18 protein-coding genes are annotated in these 19,455 nt (G+C 73.3%); 10 read left to right on the top strand and 8 right to left on the bottom strand.

What is annotated here, in order from left to right:
* Positions 1–64: 64 nt before the first annotated feature.
* The 5 genes from AC5R91_RS17770 to AC5R91_RS17750 all read right to left on the bottom strand — a co-directional run bounded on the left by AC5R91_RS17770 (position 65) and on the right by AC5R91_RS17750 (position 9,280).
* Complete coding sequence (locus tag AC5R91_RS17770) at positions 65–1,318, bottom strand: VWA domain-containing protein (protein WP_495392469.1); 1,254 nt, start codon at positions 1,316–1,318, stop codon at positions 65–67.
* Positions 1,311–3,842 (bottom strand): DUF5682 family protein, encoded by a 2,532-nt coding sequence (locus AC5R91_RS17765; RefSeq protein ID WP_495392468.1) that lies wholly within the window; start codon positions 3,840–3,842, stop codon positions 1,311–1,313. Before AC5R91_RS17765 ends, AC5R91_RS17770 begins: the two co-directional genes overlap by 8 nt.
* Positions 3,842–5,014 (bottom strand): ATP-binding protein, encoded by a 1,173-nt coding sequence (locus tag AC5R91_RS17760; RefSeq protein WP_495392467.1) that lies wholly within the window; start codon positions 5,012–5,014, stop codon positions 3,842–3,844. The genes AC5R91_RS17765 and AC5R91_RS17760 overlap by 1 nt, the downstream gene beginning before the upstream one ends.
* Complete coding sequence (locus AC5R91_RS17755) at positions 5,014–8,244, bottom strand: SWIM zinc finger family protein (RefSeq protein ID WP_495392466.1); 3,231 nt, start codon at positions 8,242–8,244, stop codon at positions 5,014–5,016. The genes AC5R91_RS17760 and AC5R91_RS17755 overlap by 1 nt, the downstream gene beginning before the upstream one ends.
* A gap of 307 nt (positions 8,245–8,551) precedes the next feature.
* On the bottom strand, positions 8,552–9,280 hold the full coding sequence (locus AC5R91_RS17750; RefSeq protein ID WP_495392465.1) for a hypothetical protein: 729 nt from the start codon (positions 9,278–9,280) through the stop codon (positions 8,552–8,554).
* A gap of 612 nt (positions 9,281–9,892) precedes the next feature.
* On the opposite strand from AC5R91_RS17750, the gene AC5R91_RS17745 reads away from it, so the two are divergent.
* The 4 genes from AC5R91_RS17745 to AC5R91_RS17730 all read left to right on the top strand — a co-directional run bounded on the left by AC5R91_RS17745 (position 9,893) and on the right by AC5R91_RS17730 (position 13,118).
* On the top strand, positions 9,893–11,308 hold the full coding sequence (locus tag AC5R91_RS17745) for a ferredoxin reductase family protein (RefSeq protein ID WP_495392464.1): 1,416 nt from the start codon (positions 9,893–9,895) through the stop codon (positions 11,306–11,308).
* The gene (locus tag AC5R91_RS17740) at positions 11,305–11,943 is read left to right on the top strand and encodes an FMN-binding protein (RefSeq protein ID WP_495392463.1); all 639 of its coding nucleotides are present in this window, start codon (positions 11,305–11,307) and stop codon (positions 11,941–11,943) included. The genes AC5R91_RS17745 and AC5R91_RS17740 overlap by 4 nt, the downstream gene beginning before the upstream one ends.
* Positions 11,944–12,001: 58 nt before the next feature.
* On the top strand, positions 12,002–12,820 hold the full coding sequence (locus tag AC5R91_RS17735) for an FAD:protein FMN transferase (RefSeq protein WP_495392462.1): 819 nt from the start codon (positions 12,002–12,004) through the stop codon (positions 12,818–12,820).
* Positions 12,821–12,950: 130 nt separating this feature from the next.
* Complete coding sequence (locus AC5R91_RS17730; RefSeq protein ID WP_495392461.1) at positions 12,951–13,118, top strand: hypothetical protein; 168 nt, start codon at positions 12,951–12,953, stop codon at positions 13,116–13,118.
* A gap of 88 nt (positions 13,119–13,206) precedes the next feature.
* On the opposite strand, the gene AC5R91_RS17725 is transcribed toward AC5R91_RS17730, so the two are convergent.
* Complete coding sequence (locus AC5R91_RS17725; protein WP_495392460.1) at positions 13,207–13,689, bottom strand: MarR family winged helix-turn-helix transcriptional regulator; 483 nt, start codon at positions 13,687–13,689, stop codon at positions 13,207–13,209.
* A 66-nt stretch (positions 13,690–13,755) separates the two neighbouring features.
* On the opposite strand from AC5R91_RS17725, the gene AC5R91_RS17720 reads away from it, so the two are divergent.
* On the top strand, positions 13,756–14,844 hold the full coding sequence (locus AC5R91_RS17720; protein WP_495392459.1) for an epoxide hydrolase family protein: 1,089 nt from the start codon (positions 13,756–13,758) through the stop codon (positions 14,842–14,844).
* Between the two features lie 51 nt (positions 14,845–14,895).
* On the opposite strand, the gene AC5R91_RS17715 is transcribed toward AC5R91_RS17720, so the two are convergent.
* Together AC5R91_RS17715 and AC5R91_RS17710 are read right to left on the bottom strand one after the other, a co-directional pair.
* Entirely contained in the window at positions 14,896–15,243 is a 348-nt protein-coding gene (locus AC5R91_RS17715; RefSeq protein WP_495392458.1) for a hypothetical protein, read from the bottom strand.
* A complete protein-coding gene (locus tag AC5R91_RS17710; RefSeq protein ID WP_495392457.1) occupies positions 15,240–15,620 on the bottom strand; it encodes a hypothetical protein in 381 nt (126 codons plus the stop codon). The genes AC5R91_RS17715 and AC5R91_RS17710 overlap by 4 nt, the downstream gene beginning before the upstream one ends.
* Positions 15,621–15,776: 156 nt before the next feature.
* On the opposite strand from AC5R91_RS17710, the gene AC5R91_RS17705 reads away from it, so the two are divergent.
* The 5 genes from AC5R91_RS17705 to AC5R91_RS17685 all read left to right on the top strand — a co-directional run bounded on the left by AC5R91_RS17705 (position 15,777) and on the right by AC5R91_RS17685 (position 19,439).
* Entirely contained in the window at positions 15,777–16,007 is a 231-nt protein-coding gene (locus AC5R91_RS17705; protein ID WP_128423324.1) for a hypothetical protein, read from the top strand.
* Entirely contained in the window at positions 16,004–16,387 is a 384-nt protein-coding gene (locus tag AC5R91_RS17700; protein ID WP_495392456.1) for a twitching motility protein PilT, read from the top strand. The genes AC5R91_RS17705 and AC5R91_RS17700 overlap by 4 nt, the downstream gene beginning before the upstream one ends.
* Positions 16,388–16,458: 71 nt before the next feature.
* The gene (locus AC5R91_RS17695; protein ID WP_495398107.1) at positions 16,459–17,055 is read left to right on the top strand and encodes a hypothetical protein; all 597 of its coding nucleotides are present in this window, start codon (positions 16,459–16,461) and stop codon (positions 17,053–17,055) included.
* Positions 17,036–17,491 (top strand): DnaJ domain-containing protein, encoded by a 456-nt coding sequence (locus tag AC5R91_RS17690; RefSeq protein WP_495397998.1) that lies wholly within the window; start codon positions 17,036–17,038, stop codon positions 17,489–17,491. Before AC5R91_RS17695 ends, AC5R91_RS17690 begins: the two co-directional genes overlap by 20 nt.
* Positions 17,492–17,894: 403 nt before the next feature.
* Positions 17,895–19,439 carry a carboxylesterase/lipase family protein gene (locus AC5R91_RS17685; protein WP_495392455.1) on the top strand — a complete coding sequence of 515 codons (1,545 nt, stop codon included), beginning with the start codon at positions 17,895–17,897 and terminating at the stop codon, positions 19,437–19,439.
* Positions 19,440–19,455 lie beyond the last annotated feature (16 nt).

Here is a 19,455-nt window from a genome sequence, read left to right as displayed (position 1 = left end):
TCGCCGGTGCTCCGCGCCGCAGGGTCGCCCCGCAGCCGACGTGGTCCCCTCCGCATCCTCGTCGTCAGGCCGGAACGAGGCCGTGCAGCGCCGCCCACCGGCCGACCTCCTCCCGGCGCAGCGCTGTGGCCAGCAGCTCGGGGAATCTGTCCGGGGTGCACGCGAAGGCCGGCGCGCCGAGCTGCGCGCAGGTCGCCGCGAGTTGGTGGTCGTAGGCGGGGGCGCCGTCGTCGGACAGCGCCAGCAGCACGATGACGGCGACCCCGGCATCGACCAGCCCACGCAGCCGGGCGATCAACGACGACTGGTCGCCGCCCTCGATGAGATCGCTGATGAGGATGAGGACGGTGTCGGCGGGCCGGCGCACGAGACTCGCGCCGTAGCCGACCGCGCGGTCGATGTCGGTGCCGCCGCCGAGCTGGACCCCGAAGAGCACGTCGACGGGGTCGTCGAGGGAGTCGGTCAGGTCCACCACCGACGTGTCGAAGACGACCAGCCGGGTGCGCAGGGACCGGATACTCGCCAACGACGCGCCGAGCACCCCGGCGTAGACGACCGACGAGGCCATCGAGCCGCTCTGGTCGATGAGCAGGATGACGTCGCGCAACGCGGCCATCCGCCGGGCCCGCTGGTATCCGATCAGCCGGTCGACGATGACGGTGCGCTGCTCGGGCTGGTAGTTGCGCAGGTTGGCGAGGATCGTCCGGTTCCAGTCGACGTCGGGCAGCCGCGGGGTGCGGGCGCGTTCGCCGCGGTTCAGCGCGCCGAACACCGCCGAGCGCAGCGAGTGCGCCAACCGCCGCTCGATGTCCTCGACGACCTTGCGCACCACCATCCGCGCGGTCTCCCGGGTGCGTTCGGGCAGCGCCGAGCGCAGCGACATCAGCGTGCCCACCAGGTGCACGTCGGGCTCGGCCGCCGCCAGCAGCTCGGGCTCCATCAGCAGCCGAGCGAGCCCCAGCCGCTGGACGGCGTCGTGCTGGAGGACCTGCACCACCGACGACGGGAAGTAGTCGCGGATGTCGCCGAGCCAGCGGGTCACCGCCGGCGCCGACCCGCCGAGCCCCGCCGAGCGCCGCCGGCCGCGACCACCGCCGGGCTCGCCGCCGGGCTCGCCGCCGGCGTCGTAGAGCGCGCCGAGCGCGGTGTCGATATCCGCGTCCCGGGTCGACAGCGCACACGCCGAGTCGAACGCGGGCGCCGCCGGCGCGCCGAGGATCAGCCGCCACCGCCGCAGCCGCTCCTCCTCCGCCGCCATCTCGCCGGCGGACCGCGTCGGCCCCGGACCGTCGATGTCCCTGGTTGTGTGGTCAGGCATCGGAATGTCCCTCCTCCGCGCCGGCAAGCGCGGTGCTGGCCGGTCTGGTGCTGGCCGGTCGTGTGCCGGCCGGTGCGGTGCCGGCGGCGGGTGCGGTGCCGGCAGGACCGAGCAGAGTGGTGAGGGCGGGCAACACGGCCGCGACCCGGCCGAGGTCCCAGGCCGGGCCATCACCGGCAGGGACCGCGCCGGCCGGCGAAATGGCCGCCGGGGCCGGACTCCCTCCCGCACGCCCTCCCGGGCTCCCGGAGTCGGCCGGGTCTGTCGCGGTGCCGCCCGGCGGGCCGGCGGTCGGCCGGGGCAGGCCCGAGCGGACCCGTTCGCCGATCAGGCGGCGTTCCGGGCCGGCGAAGTCGGCGAACGTTCGGCGCAGGGGCGCCAGCACGATCGTGAAGGCGTCCCCGTCGAGGCTGGCCAGCCAGGTGTCGACGAGCGAGAGCATCGCGGGGTCGCGGGCCAGCACCGCGCCGGACCGGCCGAGGAGGCCCGCGAGCCAGCGCGCGGCGTCTGCGGGGGCGCCGCCGGCCGCGGACAGCGCCCGGGCCAGCCTGGTCGCCACCTCCGCGGCCGCGAGCACGCCGGCGTCGGACAGGATGCGGGTGCACCGCCCGGCGACCAGCGGGTTACCGCCGGCCATGGCGGCGGCGATGCCCACCGCCGCGTGCCACCGGGCGACGTGTTCGGGGTCGGCGACGAGCCCGAAGGCGGTGTCCGCGGTGTCGACGGCGGCGACCATGGCGTCCGCGGCGTCGTCGTCGAGGCTTGCGCAGGCCGGCGGTAGCCCCGCGCAGATGCGGGTCGTCAGGCTCGTCGTCAGCCCGACGACCAGGCCGGTGTCGGTGCCGCGCACGTCGCCGTAGCGGTGGACCCGTGCCAGCGGGGCCAGCGCCAGCATCAGGTGGGCGACGTCGCCGGTCGTGGCCGCGCGCTGTTCCAGCCCCGCGCGCACCGCCTCCAGCGCGGCGGCCAGATCCGCGAGGACCACCTGCTCGAACAGCCCGGTGATGGCGGCGAGGTCGGGCGCTGCACGGATGCGCTCGGCGACGACGTCGCCCGCGGCGTCCTCGACGGTTGCGCCGTGCCTGGCGGCTGCGACGAGCGCCAGCACGAACGTCGGCTTCCAGGCGAGCGTCCAGCCCTCGGCGAACGTGCCGGTGCTGTTGGTCGCGGTGGGGATGCCCCAGTCGACGTCGAGCAGGCGCAGCCGGTGCAGCAGGGCGCTGCGTTCCCGGTCGAGCTCGCGGCGCAGGTCCAGGCGCAGCGGCTTCTCCACCGGCGTGGGCGCGAGCCGCAGCCTCTTCTGCGTGCGGGCGACGTCGGCGGCCAGGGGCACGGTGGGCACGTCGGGGCCGACGGCGCCGACGATGTCACCGACGACGAGCTGTTCGCGGACGACGGCCAGCGGCACGGGGTCACCGGCGCAGAGCCCGGCCAGCACCGCGTCGGTCAGCTCGGTGAGCCCTGGGACGGCTCGCTCGCGCACCGCGGCGAGGGCCTCGGCCAGCCGCACGGTCTCCACCACCGAAGCCGTCGAGGCGGGCAGGTCGGCGGCGCGCAGGAGCGCCGCGACGCGGGCGACCCAGCGGGCGCCGACCTGGTCGGGCGCGGTCCACAGGTGGTGGTACCAGCCCGGTGACGTGACGCCGGCTCCGTAGCCGGAGTCGGCGCTCAGCAGCGCGTGCGTCCACGGCACCCACGTCGTGGCGGTGCGCACCGGCCGGACGCCGCGCAGCAGCTCACGGTCTGCCGCGACGGTGATCCGGCCCGTCCGGCCGGTCAGCGCCGGGACGTGCCACGCACCGCAGAGCACGGCGACCCGTGCAGCGGCGTCGGCGCCGGTGCTGGCCGCACGGATCTCCAGGCGCATGTGCGCCTCCCGTAGGTCCTCCCGCCGAGCGTGCGCCCCCCGCGGCGCGTCCGGACCGGGCTGGTGGTCGGGATCGCGCAGCGCCGCCATGGACTCGGCCACGGCGGCGAACAGCTCCAGCGCCGAGGAACGGCCGCCCGCGTCGGCCGCCGGAGCGCTCGCGGGCCGGTGGTGCTCGACGAGGTCCTCCCAGAATCGTTCCGGGTCGTCGTGGCCGGCGGCGAGCGCCAACCAGCCGAGCGGGTCGGCCGCCAGCTCCGGGACCGTCTCGTCGCCGGCTTCCGCCGCGTCCTCGCCGGCTTCCGCCGCCTCCTCGTCGGAGTCGGTCTCGGCGTCGCGCCGGCGCAGTGCCAGGTCGTGACCGAAGGGCAGGTCGATGAACCGGGTGGGCACGCCCGCCGCGCGGCCGTGCAGCAGGGCCTGCCACTCGGGGGAGAACTCGGCGAAGGGCCAGAAGGCGGCGTCGCGCGGCTCGTCGACGGCGTAGGCGGTCAGCGCCACGGGTGGGGTGAGGGCGCCGACGTGGGTGAGCGCGCTGTCCCCCTCGGGCGGTCCCTCGACGAGGATGAGGTCCGGATCGAGCTCGGCGAGCGCCGCCCGCACCGCCCGCGCCGAACCGGGGCCGTGGTGGCGCACTCCCAGAACGGTGACGGGCATCAGGCGCCGCCGGAGACGCTTGTGCCGTCGTCCAGGTCACGGCAGGCCCGGTACAGGTCCGACCAGCCCTTCCGGTCCCGGACCACGCCTTCGAGGTACTCGCGCCAGGCCACGGGGTCCGCCGCGGGATCCTTGATCACCGCGCCGAGGAGCCCGGCGGCGACGTCCTCGGCCCGCAGTCGGCCGTCGCCGAAATGGGTGGCCAGCGTCATTCCTCCGGTGATCACACTGATCGCCTCGGCGGTGGACAGGGTGGCGGTCGGGGTCTTCAGCGTGGTGCGTCCGTCGCTGGTGACGCCGGCGCGCAGCTCGCGGAAGATCTGCACGACGCGGCGCACCTCGCTCGCGGCCGGCGGCTCGTCCGGCAGCGCCAGCGCCCGGCCGAGGTCGGCGACCCGCCTGGTGACGATCTCCACCTCGGCGTCCTCGCTGGCGGGCAGCGGCAGCACGACGGTGTTGAACCTGCGGCGCAGCGCCGAGGACATCTCGTTGACGCCGCGGTCACGGTCGTTGGCGGTGGCGATCACGGCGAACCCGGCGACGGCCTGCACCTCGCTGGCCAGCTCGGGGACGGGCAGGGTCTTCTCCGACAGCACGGTGATGAGCGCGTCCTGCACTTCGGCGCCCATCCGGGTGAGCTCCTCGACCCGGGCGATCGACCCGCGGGTCATCGCGCGCATCACCGGCGAGGGCACCAGCGCGTCGGGGGAGGGCCCCTCGGCGATCAGGCGGGCGTAGTTCCAGCCGTAGCGGACAGCGTCCTCGGAGGTGCCGGCGGTGCCCTGCACGACGAGGGTCGAGTCGCCGCTGACCGCCGCGGCGAGGTGTTCGGACAGCCAGGTCTTGGCGGTGCCGGGGCTGCCGAGCAGCAGCAGCGCCCGGTCGGTGGCGAGGGTGGCGACCGCGACCTCGACGAGGCGCCGGGAACCGATGTACTTCGGGGAGATGACCGTCCCGTCGTCGAGCACGCCGCCGAGCAGGTAGGTGACGACCGCCCACGGCGACAGCCGCCAGGACGGCGGGCGCGCCCTGGTGTCGGCGGCGGCGAGCGCGGCGAGCTCGCCGGCGTACGCCTGCTCGGCGTGCGGACGCAGCAGCGGCGCAGTGTCCGCGGCGGGCGCGGGACCGGTGTCGGGCGCGGCGGTGCTGGTGGTGGGGGGCGCCAGGGTCATCAGGGGCCTTCCTGAGGGAGGGGCACCGGGCCGGCCGGCCCGGTGTCGGCGGAGGGCGGGTCGGTGAGTGCGGCGCGCAGCCGCCGTCGGGCGCCGAGGATCGTGCGCAGCCGGGTGTGCCCGCCGCGGTGCAGGTACGTCTCCCGATCCGGGTCGGGATCGCCGAGTTCGATGTCGGGGTGCAGCCGCCAGGCCATGGGCCCGAGCAGCTCGCGCAGGACGTACTCGTCGCTGTAGCCCTCAGTGGGCACGGCGGCGAGCGCGATCCACGCCGTCTGGGAGAACGGCTCGGACCACGGGCCGGGCACTGCGGTCAGCAGCGACGTGATCCGCTGGGCCGGGGTCTCGCGTTCCCGGCCATCGCGTTCCCGGCCGGTCGGCCCGCCCGCGCCCGAGGAGCCGAGCTCCGCATCGCGCAGCGTGAGCAGGAGCACCTGCGAGCGGGCGGGTTCGGCCAGGCAGGCGATGAGCCGCCCCTGGTGCGCCCGCCCGACACGAGGGAGGAGCGCCGCGACCCAGTCGGGATCGCCGTGGCGCAGGACGGCGGGCAGCAGCCCGATGCTCACCAGCCGGCTCACCGGGCTGGTCGCCCCGGGCAGGTGGGTCACGGCACCGAGGAACTCCTCGGGGGTCAGCCCGGTGCGGCGCGTCCACACGGTCGGATCGACGCGGGCGAGCTCGGCCATGAACATGACCTCGCCCGCCGTCGCCGTGCTGATGTTCGAGCGGGTCGGAACCGTGTCGCTGATGCCGTCGCGGCGCATCTCGTCGCTGCACTCGGTAGGCAGGACGATCTCGAGATGGTGGCGCCCGCTCAGCCTGCCGCGCCGTGACGTGATCATTCCTTCGGTGCGTGTCTCGGCGCGTGCCTGCAGGCCGGCGCCGGGCAGAAGCAACGCGATCTCGACCGCGGCCCCGCGGACGTCGGCGCGCCGGTCGTCCAGGGCGTGCTCGAGCAGGTCGACGTCCCAGGGACCGAGACCGACCCGCAGCGCCTCGCAGAAAGCGAGGCGTTCCGCGGCGCTGGCCCCGTCGAAGGCGGCGAAGGCCGGACCGTCCGTCGGGCCGCGCAACAGTGCGATCGCGGCGGCCGGGTCGCGCTGCCTCAGCTCCTGTACCAGCGTGCGCCGCTCGAGGGCGCTCGCTGTCGGCCAGTCGGTGAGGCGGGTGCGTGCCACCCACCGGCCGTCCGGGTGCAGGCCGGCGAGCCACCGCCCACGCTCGCCAAGAACACCGGCGATCGGGCCGCGGATCGCCACATCCCGCAGGCCCCGGGACAGCAGCCCCGGCAGCAGGAGATCCGGGGCGCGCCACCCTCCTTCGGCCACCAGCTCCAGGCACGAGCGGGCTCCCTCGGGCTCGGAGCCGGCCAGCGCGTCCTCGACGATGCGCGCCGCGTGGGGCGCCAGCGCCGGTACCCGCTCGGGCGCAGCGGGGGCGGGTGCGGGCAGCGCGCGGGCGTCGGCGGCGAACAGGCCGGCGCGGCGCGCGCAGGACGCGAGGGCCGCGGTCTGCAGCAGAGCGGTGGCGCGCGAGGGTCCGTCTCCGGCCGCGCCGCCACCACCACCGCCGCCGCCACCGGCATCGGCAACGTTGCCGAGGCCGGGGATGACGGGCACAGCGGCGCGCGCCGTGCCGACGACGGCCGCGTCGACCAGGCTCGACCATCCCGGCGTCGGTCGCGGACAGGCAGGTTGCTCAGGGGGCCCGCTCGCGAGGTTCGCAGAGCTCGTCGGGGCGGGCAGGTCGGCGCCGGGCTGCGGCTGGGACGGCATCGCCGCCAACGGCACCAGGGCGAATCCGTCCCACTCCACAGCCAGGTCGAGGGGGCGGCCGCCGCCGAGGGCCAGCAGGTGCCAGCCCCACCGGACGCCCGCGTCGGCCGCCAGCGGCAGGGCCTGGCCGGCCCGGTCGCGCAGCAGCCAGCGAGCATCGACGCCCGATGAGGGCCCACCCGCCGGACCTTTCCTCGCCGCCGCACCCGTCGGCGCCCTGTGGGGAGCATCGACGGGAGGCGGCAGCACGGTGAGCTGGCGGACGACGAACGCGACGGGGTCGGCCCACGGGTCCTCGGTCAACGCCGAGGTGAGTGCCGTCAGCGCCTCCTGCCAGGTCCTCGCGGTATCACCGGCATCGTCGCCGGCCAGTTCGGCGAGTGGTCTCGGGGCCGTGGTCGTCTCGGCGAGGGCCAATCTGGTCGGGCGACGCCCCGGATACGCGGCCACCTCCGCCTGGAAGCGGGTGAGGACGGGCAGAGTCGGCGGGGGGGCCTCTTTGGCCGAGCCGTAGGTGACCAGCAGCGCGAGCCGGTCGAATCCGGCCACCCGTAGCCACTGCCGCCGACCCTGCAGCTTTCCGGTGGTGAACCGGCGCTCGCCCAGGACGTCGATCGGCCCGGTGAGCCGCTCGCCGGCGAGCACGTCCGACGCGCTCCGGGAGAAGCCGATCCGGTCGCGCACCACGTCGACCAGCGCGGGCCCCACCTCGCCCCGCCTCGACCAGCCCTCGCAGAGCAGGTACAGGCGGCCGATCCGGTCGGTGAGCCGCGCCGGCCAGTCGGGACCGCCCGCTGCGGCGATCCGCGCCATGTCGCGGATGACCTCGGCCAGCCCCGGTGCCTGCGCATCGACCATCCGCGCCGCGGTCGCCTCCCACCAGGAGGCCGGCCGGGCCTGGGCGGCGCCGAGCCCGCCGTGGGCGAGGTCGACCAGCCAGCGGCTCAGCTCGGCCACTCCGGCGTCGACCCGGGCGTCGCGGCGGGCCTGCGTGCGCGCCGACGACGCGGCGCGCGACGCCCCGGCCTTCCCACCGGCTCCGGCCCCGTCCGTTCCCGCGGACTCAGTCGGTGCCACCTGCGGTGAGGTTGCCCGCGCGGCGCGGGCGGCCCGCCGCGCGAGCCAGCCCGAGACCCAGTCCGGTGGATCGTCGTCGGCGGCGAGCGCGGACGGGGCGCCGCAGGCGAGGAACAGCAGGCCGAGGGCGTGCTTGCAGGGGAACTTCCGGCTCGGGCAGGTGCAGGTGGAGGCGAACTCGGCGCCGGCCAGCACCACCACCCGGTACGGCGCGGCCCCGCTTCCCCGGCACGCCCCCCACAGCGCCTCGCCGGACATGCCGAGATCCGACCAGCCGCCGGGGCCACCGAGGCGTTCACCCGCTCGGGCGGAAGCCTGGTCGGGTGCCAACGCGAAGACGGCCTCGCGGGTCATGGCCAAGGCAGGTGTCAGCGACATGCCACGCAGTCTGGCCTCGGCCTCCGACACTTTTTCCCGGCGCAAGCACGCCGACGAAGGCTGTCACACCGACCGGAGGCGCTGGTGGGCCGAGGTGACGTGCGACGCGCAGGCACTGCGTCACATGGTTCAACCATCCGCGGGTCTGAATTCTCACACCGCACCCGAGTCGCTCAACCGGCCGAGAAAGGCGGGCCTCACCGACCTGGCGGGACCCGGCTTCCCGGCGGGACCACGCTTTGCCTGGGCTGCCGACCGCACGGCAGATGGTTGGCGCGGTCACCGGGCTGCGGGACGGCAACGGTGGTCATCGCGCGCGTCGGCCGCCGACCGCGCTCAGCCCGAGCATCCCGACGATGACGGCCAGGAGCAGCAGGATGGCCCAGAGGGGTCCGTCCTCGCCGACGAGAACCTTCTCGCCGATGGCGGCCGGGACCCAGACGAACGCGGCGGCCAGTTGGATCCGGCGTCCGACGACGCGGCGGCGGGTGATCCTCTCCTGATCGGCCGCATCCGTGATCACCTGCCGGTGCCGGTGCAGCCATCGGACCGGGTCCTCGAACCGGGTGGCTCCGGCGGCGAGGAGGAGCCGCTCCAGCCCCGGTGGGTTCTCGGCACGCAACGTCACGCCGTCGACGTAGGCCCCGCGCTCCGCCCGCGTCGAGAAGTAACCGAACGGAAGGTCGGAGTTTGGCGCCATCGCGGGCCCGAGCCGAAGCGGCGGCACCCGCTGCGGCTCGGTGAACATCAGCAGCAGGTTCGGCCGGGTCAAAGGCCCCGTGGTGAACAGATAGGGAATCGTCACCTGGCGGGCCAGAACCGGCTCGGGTTCTGGGATGTCCTCCGGTAGTGGCGCGCTGCTCAGGTCGCGCACGGCAACCCGATCTACCGGGATGGGCCATGGCCGGCCACCGAAGTATCCGGGGAGAACCAGCGACACCGTCCCGGCCTCGTGGACCACCCGGGGCTTGCGGATCGCGTACCAGTACGCCTTCAGTCGTGTCGCTTCGGCCGGCGTCACCTCGTCCGACAACATGCTCTTCCCCTTCGCAGTGCCAGGCAACCTGGCGTTGTCAACGATGGACGTTGTGGATTCACGATGAATGATCACTGTGGGCCGTCGAATCGGCGCGCGAGGAGTCGAATCGGCGAGCGAGGGGTTGAGTCCGCAGACCGGGACCGGGTGAGACCGATGGTCGTCGGAGAAAACCGGTGCTGTCGGGCCGTTGGATGGGCCGAGGCCACGGGGTGATGGTCACCGTCTGCCTCCAGGGAATGGTCGGACACTAATCGCCGACCAGTCTTCCCGGCACACCGCGAAAAACTTTACCTGAAGGCGCGGGTTCCGTTCGAGCTTTCGTCCGGCTGCACGAGGCGACGGCGGCGGCTGGAACGCCGGGAGATCAAGAAGATCGCGAAGTCGCGGCCGTCCGGCCACCCCCGAGCAGGCACATTCCGACGGCAACCTGTGAGACGCCCCGGATCCGGGCGCAGTCAGCCGGCGAAGCGGACAGGCAGGGTGGTCGAGGTGCGGCGAGCGGAGACCGGGGCGGGTTCCCTGGTTGGCCCGCAGGTGTTTTTCAGGTTCGGCATCGACCGTGGTCAGGCACTTTTCAGCCTTGTGACCGACCGTTGCCACATGACGTGGATGCCTCCTCCGGCGCCCGAGCCGCGCGCTGGCCTCGGGCTGAAGCCCGGGCGGCCGCGCGTCACGGCGTGGTTACACGAGCTGCTGTCCGAGGACCGGCTCCCCGAGCTGGCGGTGCGCCTCGGGCTCACCGCGGTCGGCGTCGCCGTCGTCGCCCTGTGGTGGGTGGACACGCCTTCGTCCCGGGTGCAGACGGCGGCGGCCACGATGACCGCGCTCGGCCGGGTGGCCGGCCTGCTGGCCGCCTACCTCGTGCTGGTGGAGCTGATGTTGATGGCCAGGGTGCCGGCGCTCGAGCGGGCGATCGGCTTCGACCGGCTCGCGTCCTGGCATCGAGGTCTGGGCACGAACATCGTGCTCCTCATCGGTGGGCACGTCCTGCTGACGGTGTGGGGCTACGGGCTGAGCGCGCACGAGCAGCCGCTGTCCGAACTCGTCACCGTGATCATGCAGTACCCGGACGAGTGGGAGGCGACCATCGGCGCACTGCTGTTCGTCGCCGTGGGGATCAGCAGCGCCCGGTCGTTGCGCGCCCGGATCTCGTATGAGGCGTGGTACGCGGTCCACCTGACGGTCTACGCGGCAGTCGCGCTCACCTTCTTCCACCAGGTCGCGAGCGGCGAGGACTTCGTCGGCCATCCCCGGAACAGGCTGCTGTGGACGGCCATGTACCTGGCCGTGGCGGCCTGCCTCGTGGTCTGGCGGATCGTCCTGCCGGTGCGGGCCGTCCTGCGACACCGGATGACCGTCGACCGGGTGGTGGTGGAGGCCTCCGGGGTCGTGTCCGTCTGGATTCGGGGGCGGCGGCTGGACCAGCTCGGCGCACTTCCCGGACAGTTCCTGCTGTGGCGGTTCCTCGCCCGCGGACAGTGGGCGTCCGCCCACGCCTACTCGTTGTCGATGCCCCCGCATCCGGATCTGCTGCGGATCACCGTGAAGGATCTCGGCGACCAGTCCCGGGACCTCGCCCGGCTCCGGCCCGGAACCCGCGTGCTCGCGGAAGGGCCGTTCGGGCACTTCACCGTCGCCCACGCCCACGCCCGCAAGGCGCTGCTGATCGGCGGCGGCAGCGGCATCGGGCCCGTCCGGGCGGTGGCCGAGGACCTCGTCAACCGAGGCCGGGACGTCATCGTCCTGCAACGGGCGAGCCGGCCGGACGATCTACCGCTCGGCGGCGAGCTGTCGCTTCTCGCCGCTCATGGGCGTCTCGTGTTCCACCAGGTCGTCGGCAGCCGGCGGGAACTCGGCTACGACCCGCTCGCATCCGGCATCATCGCCGTCTCCGTCCCGGACGTCGCGCAGCGTGACGTCTTTGTCTGCGGACCCCCCGGGATGACGGCAGTTGTCGCGCGCGGGCTGCGTGATCTCGGCGTCCCGGCGGGTCAGATCCACACGGAGGAATACAGCCTACGTTGAACGACATCGACAGTCGCCGCTACCGGGGTTCGCTCGGCTTCGCCGCCCTGGCGGGCGCGGTCGTCCTCGTCGTCGGCGTCAAGACGATTTCCGGCGACGGGTCCACACCGAGCTCCGCGCTGGCCTCCGCGCCGCCGGGCCGGGCCGCGACATCCGAAGCGGCCCCCTCGACTTCACCCGATTCCGACCCGTCCGATCCGTCCGCCGCGCCCGACCCCTCCGCCGCGCCCGACCCCTCCGTCTCGTCCGACCCCTCCGTCTCGTCCGGTTCCAGCGGCTCGTCCGGTTCCAGCGGTTCGTCCGGCTCCGGGGGTTCGACAAGCCCATCGCCTGCGGCCGGCTCCGGCGGCTCCAGCGCCCGACAGACGGTGCGAGGGGACGCGATCGACACCAGGTTCGGGCCGGTACAGGTCGACGTCGTCCTCGCCGGCAGCACGATCGTCGACGTGGTGCCGGTGGTGGTGCCGGATCAGGATCCACGCGACCGCCAGATCAACGAGTACGCCGTGCCGCTCCTGCGGCAGGAGGTCCTCGACGCGCAGAGTGCGAAGATCGATTCGATCTCCGGTGCATCGTTCACCAGCTACGGGTATGCGTGGTCCGTCCAGTCGGTACTGGACAAGCTGGGTGCCTAGCCCGACGAGTGCGCCGAGGCCACCCGGCCGGACCGGCCGCGTTCACCCCGAGCCGGTGATGGGCACGGTCGTCAGCATCGACGTGCGAACCCCGTTACCGGCGCCGGCCCTCGACGCGGCGATCGAGACGGCCGTCGCCGTCCTGCATCAGGCGGACGAGGACTTCAGTACGTTCCGGCGGGAGTCCTGGGTGTCGCGGCTGCGGCGGGGCGAGGTCGACCTCGCCGACTGCCCGCAGCCCGTGCGCGAGGTGTATCGGCTGGCCGCGCGTTGCCGGGACGCCACCGGCGGCTGGTTCGACCCGGCCTGGCGGCGCGATGGCACCCTCGACCCCACCGGGCTGGTGAAAGGCTGGGCCGCCGATGCGGCCTCCGCCGCCCTGCTCGAGGCCGGTGCCCCGGACCACTGCGTCAACGCGGCCGGCGACCTGCGGATCCGCGGCGCGGCCGGAGGACCGTCAGCCGTGCCGTCAGCCGTGCCGTCGGCCGAGGGATCGGGGCCCGGCAAGCCCTGGCGGATCGGCATCGTCGACCCGTTCGACCGGGGCGGGCTGGTCGCAATCGTCGAAGGCACCGATCTCGCCGTGGCCACGTCCGGTATCGCGGAGCGCGGCAGCCACGTCGTCGACCCGTCGACCGGCGCACCCGCGAGCGGTCTCGCCTCCGCGACGGTCGTCGGGCCCGACCTGACCTTGGCGGACGCCTACGCGACCGCGGTGCTCGCCGCCGGGTCGGAGGCGGGCGGCCTGCTCGCCGAGCTCACCCGGGGCGGCTGGGCGTGGCTTACCGTCACGACAACCGGCCGGATCCGCGCCTGCAAGGCCTTTCCCGGCCAACTGGCCGCCAGGAGACAGCAGCCGGGAACGCCGGCACTGTAGCGGATGGATTCCCCGGGACGGCCGTGTCCGCTCGGTCCCGGGGTGCCCGATGCACGGCCTGGCCGCAGCCGACCCGGGCGGTGCAGCCTGAGACGGGCTGACGGCCGATGAGGACGAAGTGAGACGGGCGATGACGGAGACGATGCGCGCGGTCGTCGCGGAGGACTACGGGCCTCCGGAGACCTTGCAGGTCAGGGAGATACCCGTGCCTCGGCCAGGGCATGGGCAGGTTCAGGTACGGGTGCATGCGTCGTCGCTCACTCCGGGCGAGGTCCGGAAGCTGGGCGGCGCGATCTGAGTCCTGGGGCCGGGCGATGCCGGCTCCAGGCCGGACGGCGCGCGGCTTCGGTGAGCAGTGTGTCGTAGCGGAGCATTCGCCGGGCGGGTCAGCGTGCCGAGTGGTGATCGTCTATTCGTTGCAGGAGACGGATCAGTTCCGCGCGTTCGGTCGGGGTCAGCGGGGCGAGCAGTTCATCCTGGGTCTGGTCGACGAGCCGGTCCAGGGTGCGCAGCCGGGAGCGCCCGGCCGGGGTCAGCGTGACGATGTTGCGGCGCTGGTCGGCGGGGTCGGGGGCCCGTTCCACGTACGCCGCCTCGGTCAGGCCGCCCAGCACGGCCACCATGTCGCTGCGGTGGATGCCGGTGCGCTCGCTGAGTGCGGCCTGACTCGCCGGGCCGCCGTCGCGGAGGGTGACAAGCGTCGCGTACTGCCACCGCGTCGCCCCCACCGCGGTGAGGCGGGCGTGCGAGATCCGGTCCGCGTGCACCGCGCCGCGGCCGAGGAGCCGGGTGGCCAGCGATCGTAGGCGCGCGGGGACGGCGGTGGGGTCGATCGACCCGTGACGGCCGCGCTCCGGCATGAACCGCATCGTAGCGCCTTGCGTTCGTCGCACCAACGATTTACGTTAGTGTCCCGAACGTTAGGATGACCAACGATGAGGATCGAACCCTTCCGTGTCGACGTGCCGCAGGCCGACCTCGACGACCTGCACGCACGCCTCGACCGCACCCGCTGGCCCGACGAGTTGCCCGGCGCCGGAGACGAGTTCGGCGTGCCGCAGGCCAGGGTCAGGGAGCTGGCCGACCACTGGCGCCGCCGGTACGACTGGCGGGCGGCGGAGGCCGAGCTGAACAGCCATCCGCAGTTCGTCACCGAGATCGACGGCCAGCGGATCCACTTCCTGCACGTGCGCTGCCCGCGGCCGGATGCGCTCCCACTGGTGCTGACCCACGGCTGGCCGGGATCGGTGGTGGAGTTCCTTGACGTGATCGGGCCGCTCTCGGCCGAGTTCCACCTGGTCGTCCCGTCGATCCCGGGCTGGGGCTTCTCCGGCCCGACGCGCGAGCGCGGCTGGGATGTCGACCGCGTGGCACGTGCCTGGGCGGAGCTGATGCGCGGCCTGGGCTATCGGCGGTACGGCGCCCATGGTGGTGACTGGGGGGCGTCGGTGTCCCGGGCGCTGTCGCAGCACGACGCCGAACACGTCGTCGGGATACACCTCAACTATCTCCCGACCCCACCGCTGCCCGGCGACCCGGACCGCGCCCGGCTGACCCCGGGAGACCAGGAGCGGCTCGCCCAGACCGAGGCCTACCTGCGCGACCAGCCGGCGGTTCGGAAGATCAACGGCACCCGGCCGCAGACCCCGGCATACGCCCTCAACGACTCGCCGGTCGGGCTGCTCGCCTGGCTGCTCGACCCGATGACGATGTGGGCGGCCCCGGATTTCTCGATCAGCCCCGACCGAGTGCTCACGAACGTGACGCTCTTCTGGCTGACCGGCACCGCCGGCTCGGCACCGCGCCTGCACCGGGAGACCGGCGGCCCGCCATCGTGGCGGACCGTCCAACCGGTGGGCGTCCTCGTCCTGCCCGAGGACATCACCCGCCCGATCCGTCCGTACGCCGAGCGGCGGATGCCGATCGCCCGGTGGACGGAGGCCGACCGAGGCGGGCACTTTCCGGGGCTTGAGGTACCTGAGCTGCTCGCCGCCGACATCCGTGCCTTTTTCCAGAGCCGGTGAGGCCGACAGCCCCGGCGTGCGATTGCCCGTTTGACGACTGCGAGGGCTGCCTCATGCTCGCTGGCCGGGTCTCCTCTGCAACCAGCGGAACAGCGACAGGCCGGTCAGGAACAGGACGAGGACGGCGGGGCCGACGTGCACGGTGATGAACTCAATGTAGTGGGGGCCGCCCCAAGCTCGTCGGTAGGTCTCGGGACGGCCGGGGTGCTCGGTGGCGAGGATGTATCCGGCCCGTGCGACGAGGAAGGCACCGGCCGCCAGGAGGAGAAGGCGAGCCGCCGCGCGCCGTAGTCGGGCGCCCCAGCCACCGGCTGGCGGTGGCGCGGACCGGCGTGCCACGATCAGACCCAGCGTGATCAGGCCCGCCGCGACCAGCGCCGCTACGAGCAGGCCCGTCATGCCGGTTCGTGATCGCGGCGCCGGACGCGCCGCCTGGTCGTGGAGCCGGCCACCAGCGTCGTCGGTGCCAGAACCGCCACCAGCGCCAACGCCCGGAGCGGGGTGGTCGGAGCCCAGAGGATGTTGTCGGTCAGCCCTGCCCGCGAAGCCATGGCTTCGACGGCGGCCGTCGCGAGTACCGATCCCGCGATCCGGGCGACGTGTGGCCTGGCCCGGAGGCGGAGCCCGACGGCGTGGCGCAGGACGTCGACGATGGCGGCCAAGGTAAGCGGAGTCTCCCGGAGGAGCGGTCCCGGCTTATCTGGCAGGACCACTCCTTTCCGCCCCTTCTCCTCCGCGTGATGTAAGGACTGTCCGGCGGGCGCGACAGTCCTCACCGCGATCGGGCTCGCCCACGGCGATGGCAGAGCCGCCGATTACCCACCGGCACCCCTGACCCCTCCCGCCCGGCAGACACCGTGGACGAGCCACGCCGAGATGACATACCGCGGTAGTTGCTACCCCGGTATTCTGGGGCGGTGAAGGTTGACAAGATGAGCGTCTCGTTCGACGGCGAACTGGGCGACGCGGTTCGGGACGCCGCCCGGCGCGCCGGCGTCGGGCTGTCGGCCTGGCTCGCGGGCGCCGCTGCCGCGAAGCTTCGAGCCGATGCCCTCGCCGAGTTCCTCGACTCGTGGGAGACGGCAAACCCGGCGTTGACGCCGGAGGAACTGGCGCGGGCTGAGCGCGAGCTGGGCCTGCGCGCGGATCAGTCGGCGGCGTGAGCGCGCTCGTTCTCGACGCGGGCGCGCTCCTGGCTGCCGAACGCGGCGATCGGGAGATGGCCGCCCGACTCCGGGTTGCGCAGCAGCGGGACATCGGGCTACGGAGCAACGCCGTCGTCGTTGCCCAGGTCTGGCGGGATCACGCCGGGCGGCAGGCCGCGCTGGCCCGCCTGCTACGCGCGGTGGAGGTGTGCACCGTTGATGAGCGGACCGGCCGCGATGCCGGTGTGCTACTTGGTCGAGCCGGTACATCCGATGTGGTTGACGCGACGGTCGCCCTGCTCGTCCGTCCGGGCGACCGCATCCTGACCAGCGACCCCAAGGACATCACCCGGCTCGTTCAGGCGGGCGGCGTACCAGCCGTGGTGGTGCGCTGCTGACAACCCCACAAGCCGGCTTCCCGCGGCGGACGATCCGCTGACGAACGATGCGGGTGCAGTCGCTCTGCCGGTTGATCCTGGACTCCTCTGACGGCGACGTGGCGGCGGTCTGGACGATCGCGGCGGACGGCCGTGTGCTGGTTGCAGCAGGCCGCGGCACTGCCGGGTTTCGGCGCACAGAAGGCGAAGAGCCTCGTTGCACTGCTGGCAAGCAGCTCGGTGTCGATCCCAGGGGACTCTGCCTCACCGAACCGGCGATCCGCACGGATCATTCACCGACCTACCGGCTCAGCTCGTACCTGCTGCGCGACGGGTCTCTGCGGCGCAAGGCGATCGAGCACCGGCCACCGTCCGGCCCCGGCCGCCGCCGCCCGACTGTCGGCACCACACTGGGGCTGGAGAATCGCTACCTGCCACCGCCGGATTCCCGCGCGGCACCGCCGATCAAGATCGGTGCGCCGGCGCGACGGGCCTTCGGCTACCTTCCCGCGTATGCGCAACATCTGCTACAGGAGCCCTTCCTGGACGGGCAGGAGATTCTGCGGACCGAGTGGCACTACGAGGGATACGACAACAACGGCTGGCCTTCCGAGCTCGCCAACCACACGACGTCGTCCAGCGGATCGGACGACGACCCCGCTCGGACGACTGATTCGCGATCTCGGTGACGACAATGCCTACGACATACTCGGGGTGACCAGCACCGCCAGTCAGGCGAAAATCCACCGGCCGTACCGGGCCCGCGCCCGGGAAAACCATCCCGATAATCCCGCGCGGCATCGACCAGCCAGAACTCCAGGAACCCACGCCGGACCAGCCTGTGGGATCAGCCCTCACCTCAAGGTCCAGCACAACCGCCGCCGCCTCCACCGCCGCCGCCTCCTCCGCCATCTTCGTGGCCGACCGGCGGGTCTTACCCGGGTGCCTACCAGCGGCCGACAAACCGGTACTATCCAACCGGTCACTACGAGTGGCGGAATTATCCGCCCCGGGGAAGCCCTTCGCCTTTTCCTGGCCAGCCGCGAGTGTTTCCCAATTCCACGATGTCGCCGCCATCGCTGCTGGCAACCGAAATTTACGAGATCACGGTCTTCTTTGCGGTAATCCTGATGCCGCCGGCCGGACTGCTCGCCGTCTGGTATCGCAGAAGATGGAGGAGGGATCTCACGCGGAACGATCTCCAGGCTGCTCGCAGAGCATGGCAGTGGAGCCGGATCTTGGTCGTGATCGGAGTCGTGGCCGGCCTGCTCTGCGCGATGATCATAGTCGGGGCACTTTCCGACGCCTCGTCGTCATAGGCGACTCGGGACGGGCGTCAACCTCCGCCTCGACGGGGGATTGATCCCTACCGTCAACCGCCCACTCCGGTCAGCTCGCACGCGTGCACCTCTGGCCACCTCCCCGCGTATTGATCGCCGGTAAATGGTTGGCGAGGGTTCCGGTCCTGCGTGATGATTCTGCCGCCCGCGGCCACGATCGGGTGCACAGCATCCGCGCAGGAGGAACCATGACGACCGCCGTCGCCGGCCCGGCGTCTGCCGGGGCCCAGCCCGAAGTCCGCGCGGCGGGCGGGGCACTGCGCGGCAGCCTGGAGTCGGGTGTGGCGGTCTTTCGCGGCATCCCCTACGCCGCGCCGCCGGTCGGCGGGCTCCGCTTCGCCGCACCGCGGCCGGCCGCGAGGTTGGACGGAGTGCGGGCGGCTCTGTCCTACGGCCCCCCGCCGCCGCAGACCGACGTGCTCGGCCGGGACCCGTCGTCCCAGGGCACGGCGGGCGACAACTGGCTGACGGTCAACGTCTGGTCGCCCGCACCCGACCCGGCCGCGAAGCTTCCGGTGATGGTCTGGATCTACGGCGGTGCCTACGCGATCGGCGCGTCCAGCCGGCCCGAGTTCGACGGCGGTCACCTGGCCCGGGACGGCGGCGTGGTCGTGGTGACCTTCAACTACCGCCTCGGGATGGAGGGCTTCGCCCAGATCACGGGAGCACCCCCCAACCGCGGCCTGCTCGACCAGGTCGCGGCCCTGGAATGGGTACGCGACAACATCGCCGCCTTCGGCGGCGACCCGGACGACATCACGGTCTTCGGCGAGTCCGCCGGCGGCGGATCGGTCGCCGCCCTGCTGGCCATGCCCCGGGCGGCCGGGCTGTTCCGCCGAGCCATCGCCCAGAGCGTGCCGGGCACCTTCTTCTCGACACAGCTCGCCGCCGACATCGCCACCACCTGCGCCGACGAACTGGGACTGCGTCCCAGCGTCGCGGATCTGGCCACCGTGGACCCGGCTCTGCTGGTCCTCGCCGGTGACACCGTCGCCGCCACGATGGCCGCTCGGGCGCAGCGCTGGGGTCAGGCCGCCCACCGGTCGATCCTGTTCGCGCCCGTCGTCGACGGCGAGGTCCTGCCGGCCACGCCGTGGCAGGCCGTGGCCGCCGGCTCCAGTCGGGACGTCGACCTGCTCGCCGGCCACACCCGCGACGAACAGCGGCTGTTCACCGCCTTCACCGGCCTGCTCGGCCAGGTGACACCCGAGCAGGCGGCGACCGCGCTCCAGGACTTCGCCCCCGTCCCGGACGGCGCCCGCCGTTACCGGGAGGCCTATCCGGACGCGGGCCCCGACGAGTTGTACGAACTGGTGCACTCGGACTGGCTGTTCCGGATGCCCACCCTGCACCTCGCGCAGGCGCAGGTCGCGGCCGGCGGACGGGTGCACCTCTACGAGTTGACCTGGCCGGCCCCGGGCCTGGGCGGCGCGCTCGGCGCCTGCCACGGCCTCGACGTTCCGCTCGTGTTCGGCACCCTCACCAGCGGCCAGCCGGCCCTGCTGATCGGCGAGCACCCCACCTCCGAGGCGACGGCGCTGTCGGCGCGGATGCGGACCGCCTGGACCGCCTTCGCCACCCGGAGCGACCCCGGCTGGCCGCCTTACGATTCCGCCCGACGCCTCACCCAGGTCTTCGACACCACCTCGCTCGTCACCGCCTACCCAGAGGAGCGATCCCGGCTGATCTGGCAGGACCACTCCTTTCCGCCCCTCCTCCTCCGCGCGATGTGACGACTGTCCGGCAGGC

This window comes from Frankia sp. BMG5.60 (assembly GCF_059428125.1).
The sequence above is the reverse complement of the archived record's forward strand: the minus strand, read 5'-3'. Positions and strand labels throughout refer to the sequence as shown.

Bases quoted from the DNA above. Each gene is read 5' to 3' on its own strand.
- AC5R91_RS17770 (WP_495392469.1), bottom strand. From the start codon at position 1,318: ATGCCTGACCACACAACCAGGGACATCGACGGTCCGGGGCCGACGCGG.
- AC5R91_RS17765 (WP_495392468.1), bottom strand. From the start codon at position 3,842: ATGCCCGTCACCGTTCTGGGAGTGCGCCACCACGGCCCCGGTTCGGCG.
- AC5R91_RS17760 (WP_495392467.1), bottom strand. From the start codon at position 5,014: ATGACCCTGGCGCCCCCCACCACCAGCACCGCCGCGCCCGACACCGGT.
- AC5R91_RS17755 (WP_495392466.1), bottom strand. From the start codon at position 8,244: ATGTCGCTGACACCTGCCTTGGCCATGACCCGCGAGGCCGTCTTCGCG.
- AC5R91_RS17750 (WP_495392465.1), bottom strand. From the start codon at position 9,280: ATGTTGTCGGACGAGGTGACGCCGGCCGAAGCGACACGACTGAAGGCG.
- AC5R91_RS17745 (WP_495392464.1), top strand. From the start codon at position 9,893: ATGCCTCCTCCGGCGCCCGAGCCGCGCGCTGGCCTCGGGCTGAAGCCC.
- AC5R91_RS17735 (WP_495392462.1), top strand. From the start codon at position 12,002: ATGGGCACGGTCGTCAGCATCGACGTGCGAACCCCGTTACCGGCGCCG.
- AC5R91_RS17730 (WP_495392461.1), top strand. From the start codon at position 12,951: ATGACGGAGACGATGCGCGCGGTCGTCGCGGAGGACTACGGGCCTCCG.
- AC5R91_RS17725 (WP_495392460.1), bottom strand. From the start codon at position 13,689: ATGCGGTTCATGCCGGAGCGCGGCCGTCACGGGTCGATCGACCCCACC.
- AC5R91_RS17720 (WP_495392459.1), top strand. From the start codon at position 13,756: ATGAGGATCGAACCCTTCCGTGTCGACGTGCCGCAGGCCGACCTCGAC.
- AC5R91_RS17715 (WP_495392458.1), bottom strand. From the start codon at position 15,243: ATGACGGGCCTGCTCGTAGCGGCGCTGGTCGCGGCGGGCCTGATCACG.
- AC5R91_RS17705 (WP_128423324.1), top strand. From the start codon at position 15,777: ATGAGCGTCTCGTTCGACGGCGAACTGGGCGACGCGGTTCGGGACGCC.
- AC5R91_RS17685 (WP_495392455.1), top strand. From the start codon at position 17,895: ATGACGACCGCCGTCGCCGGCCCGGCGTCTGCCGGGGCCCAGCCCGAA.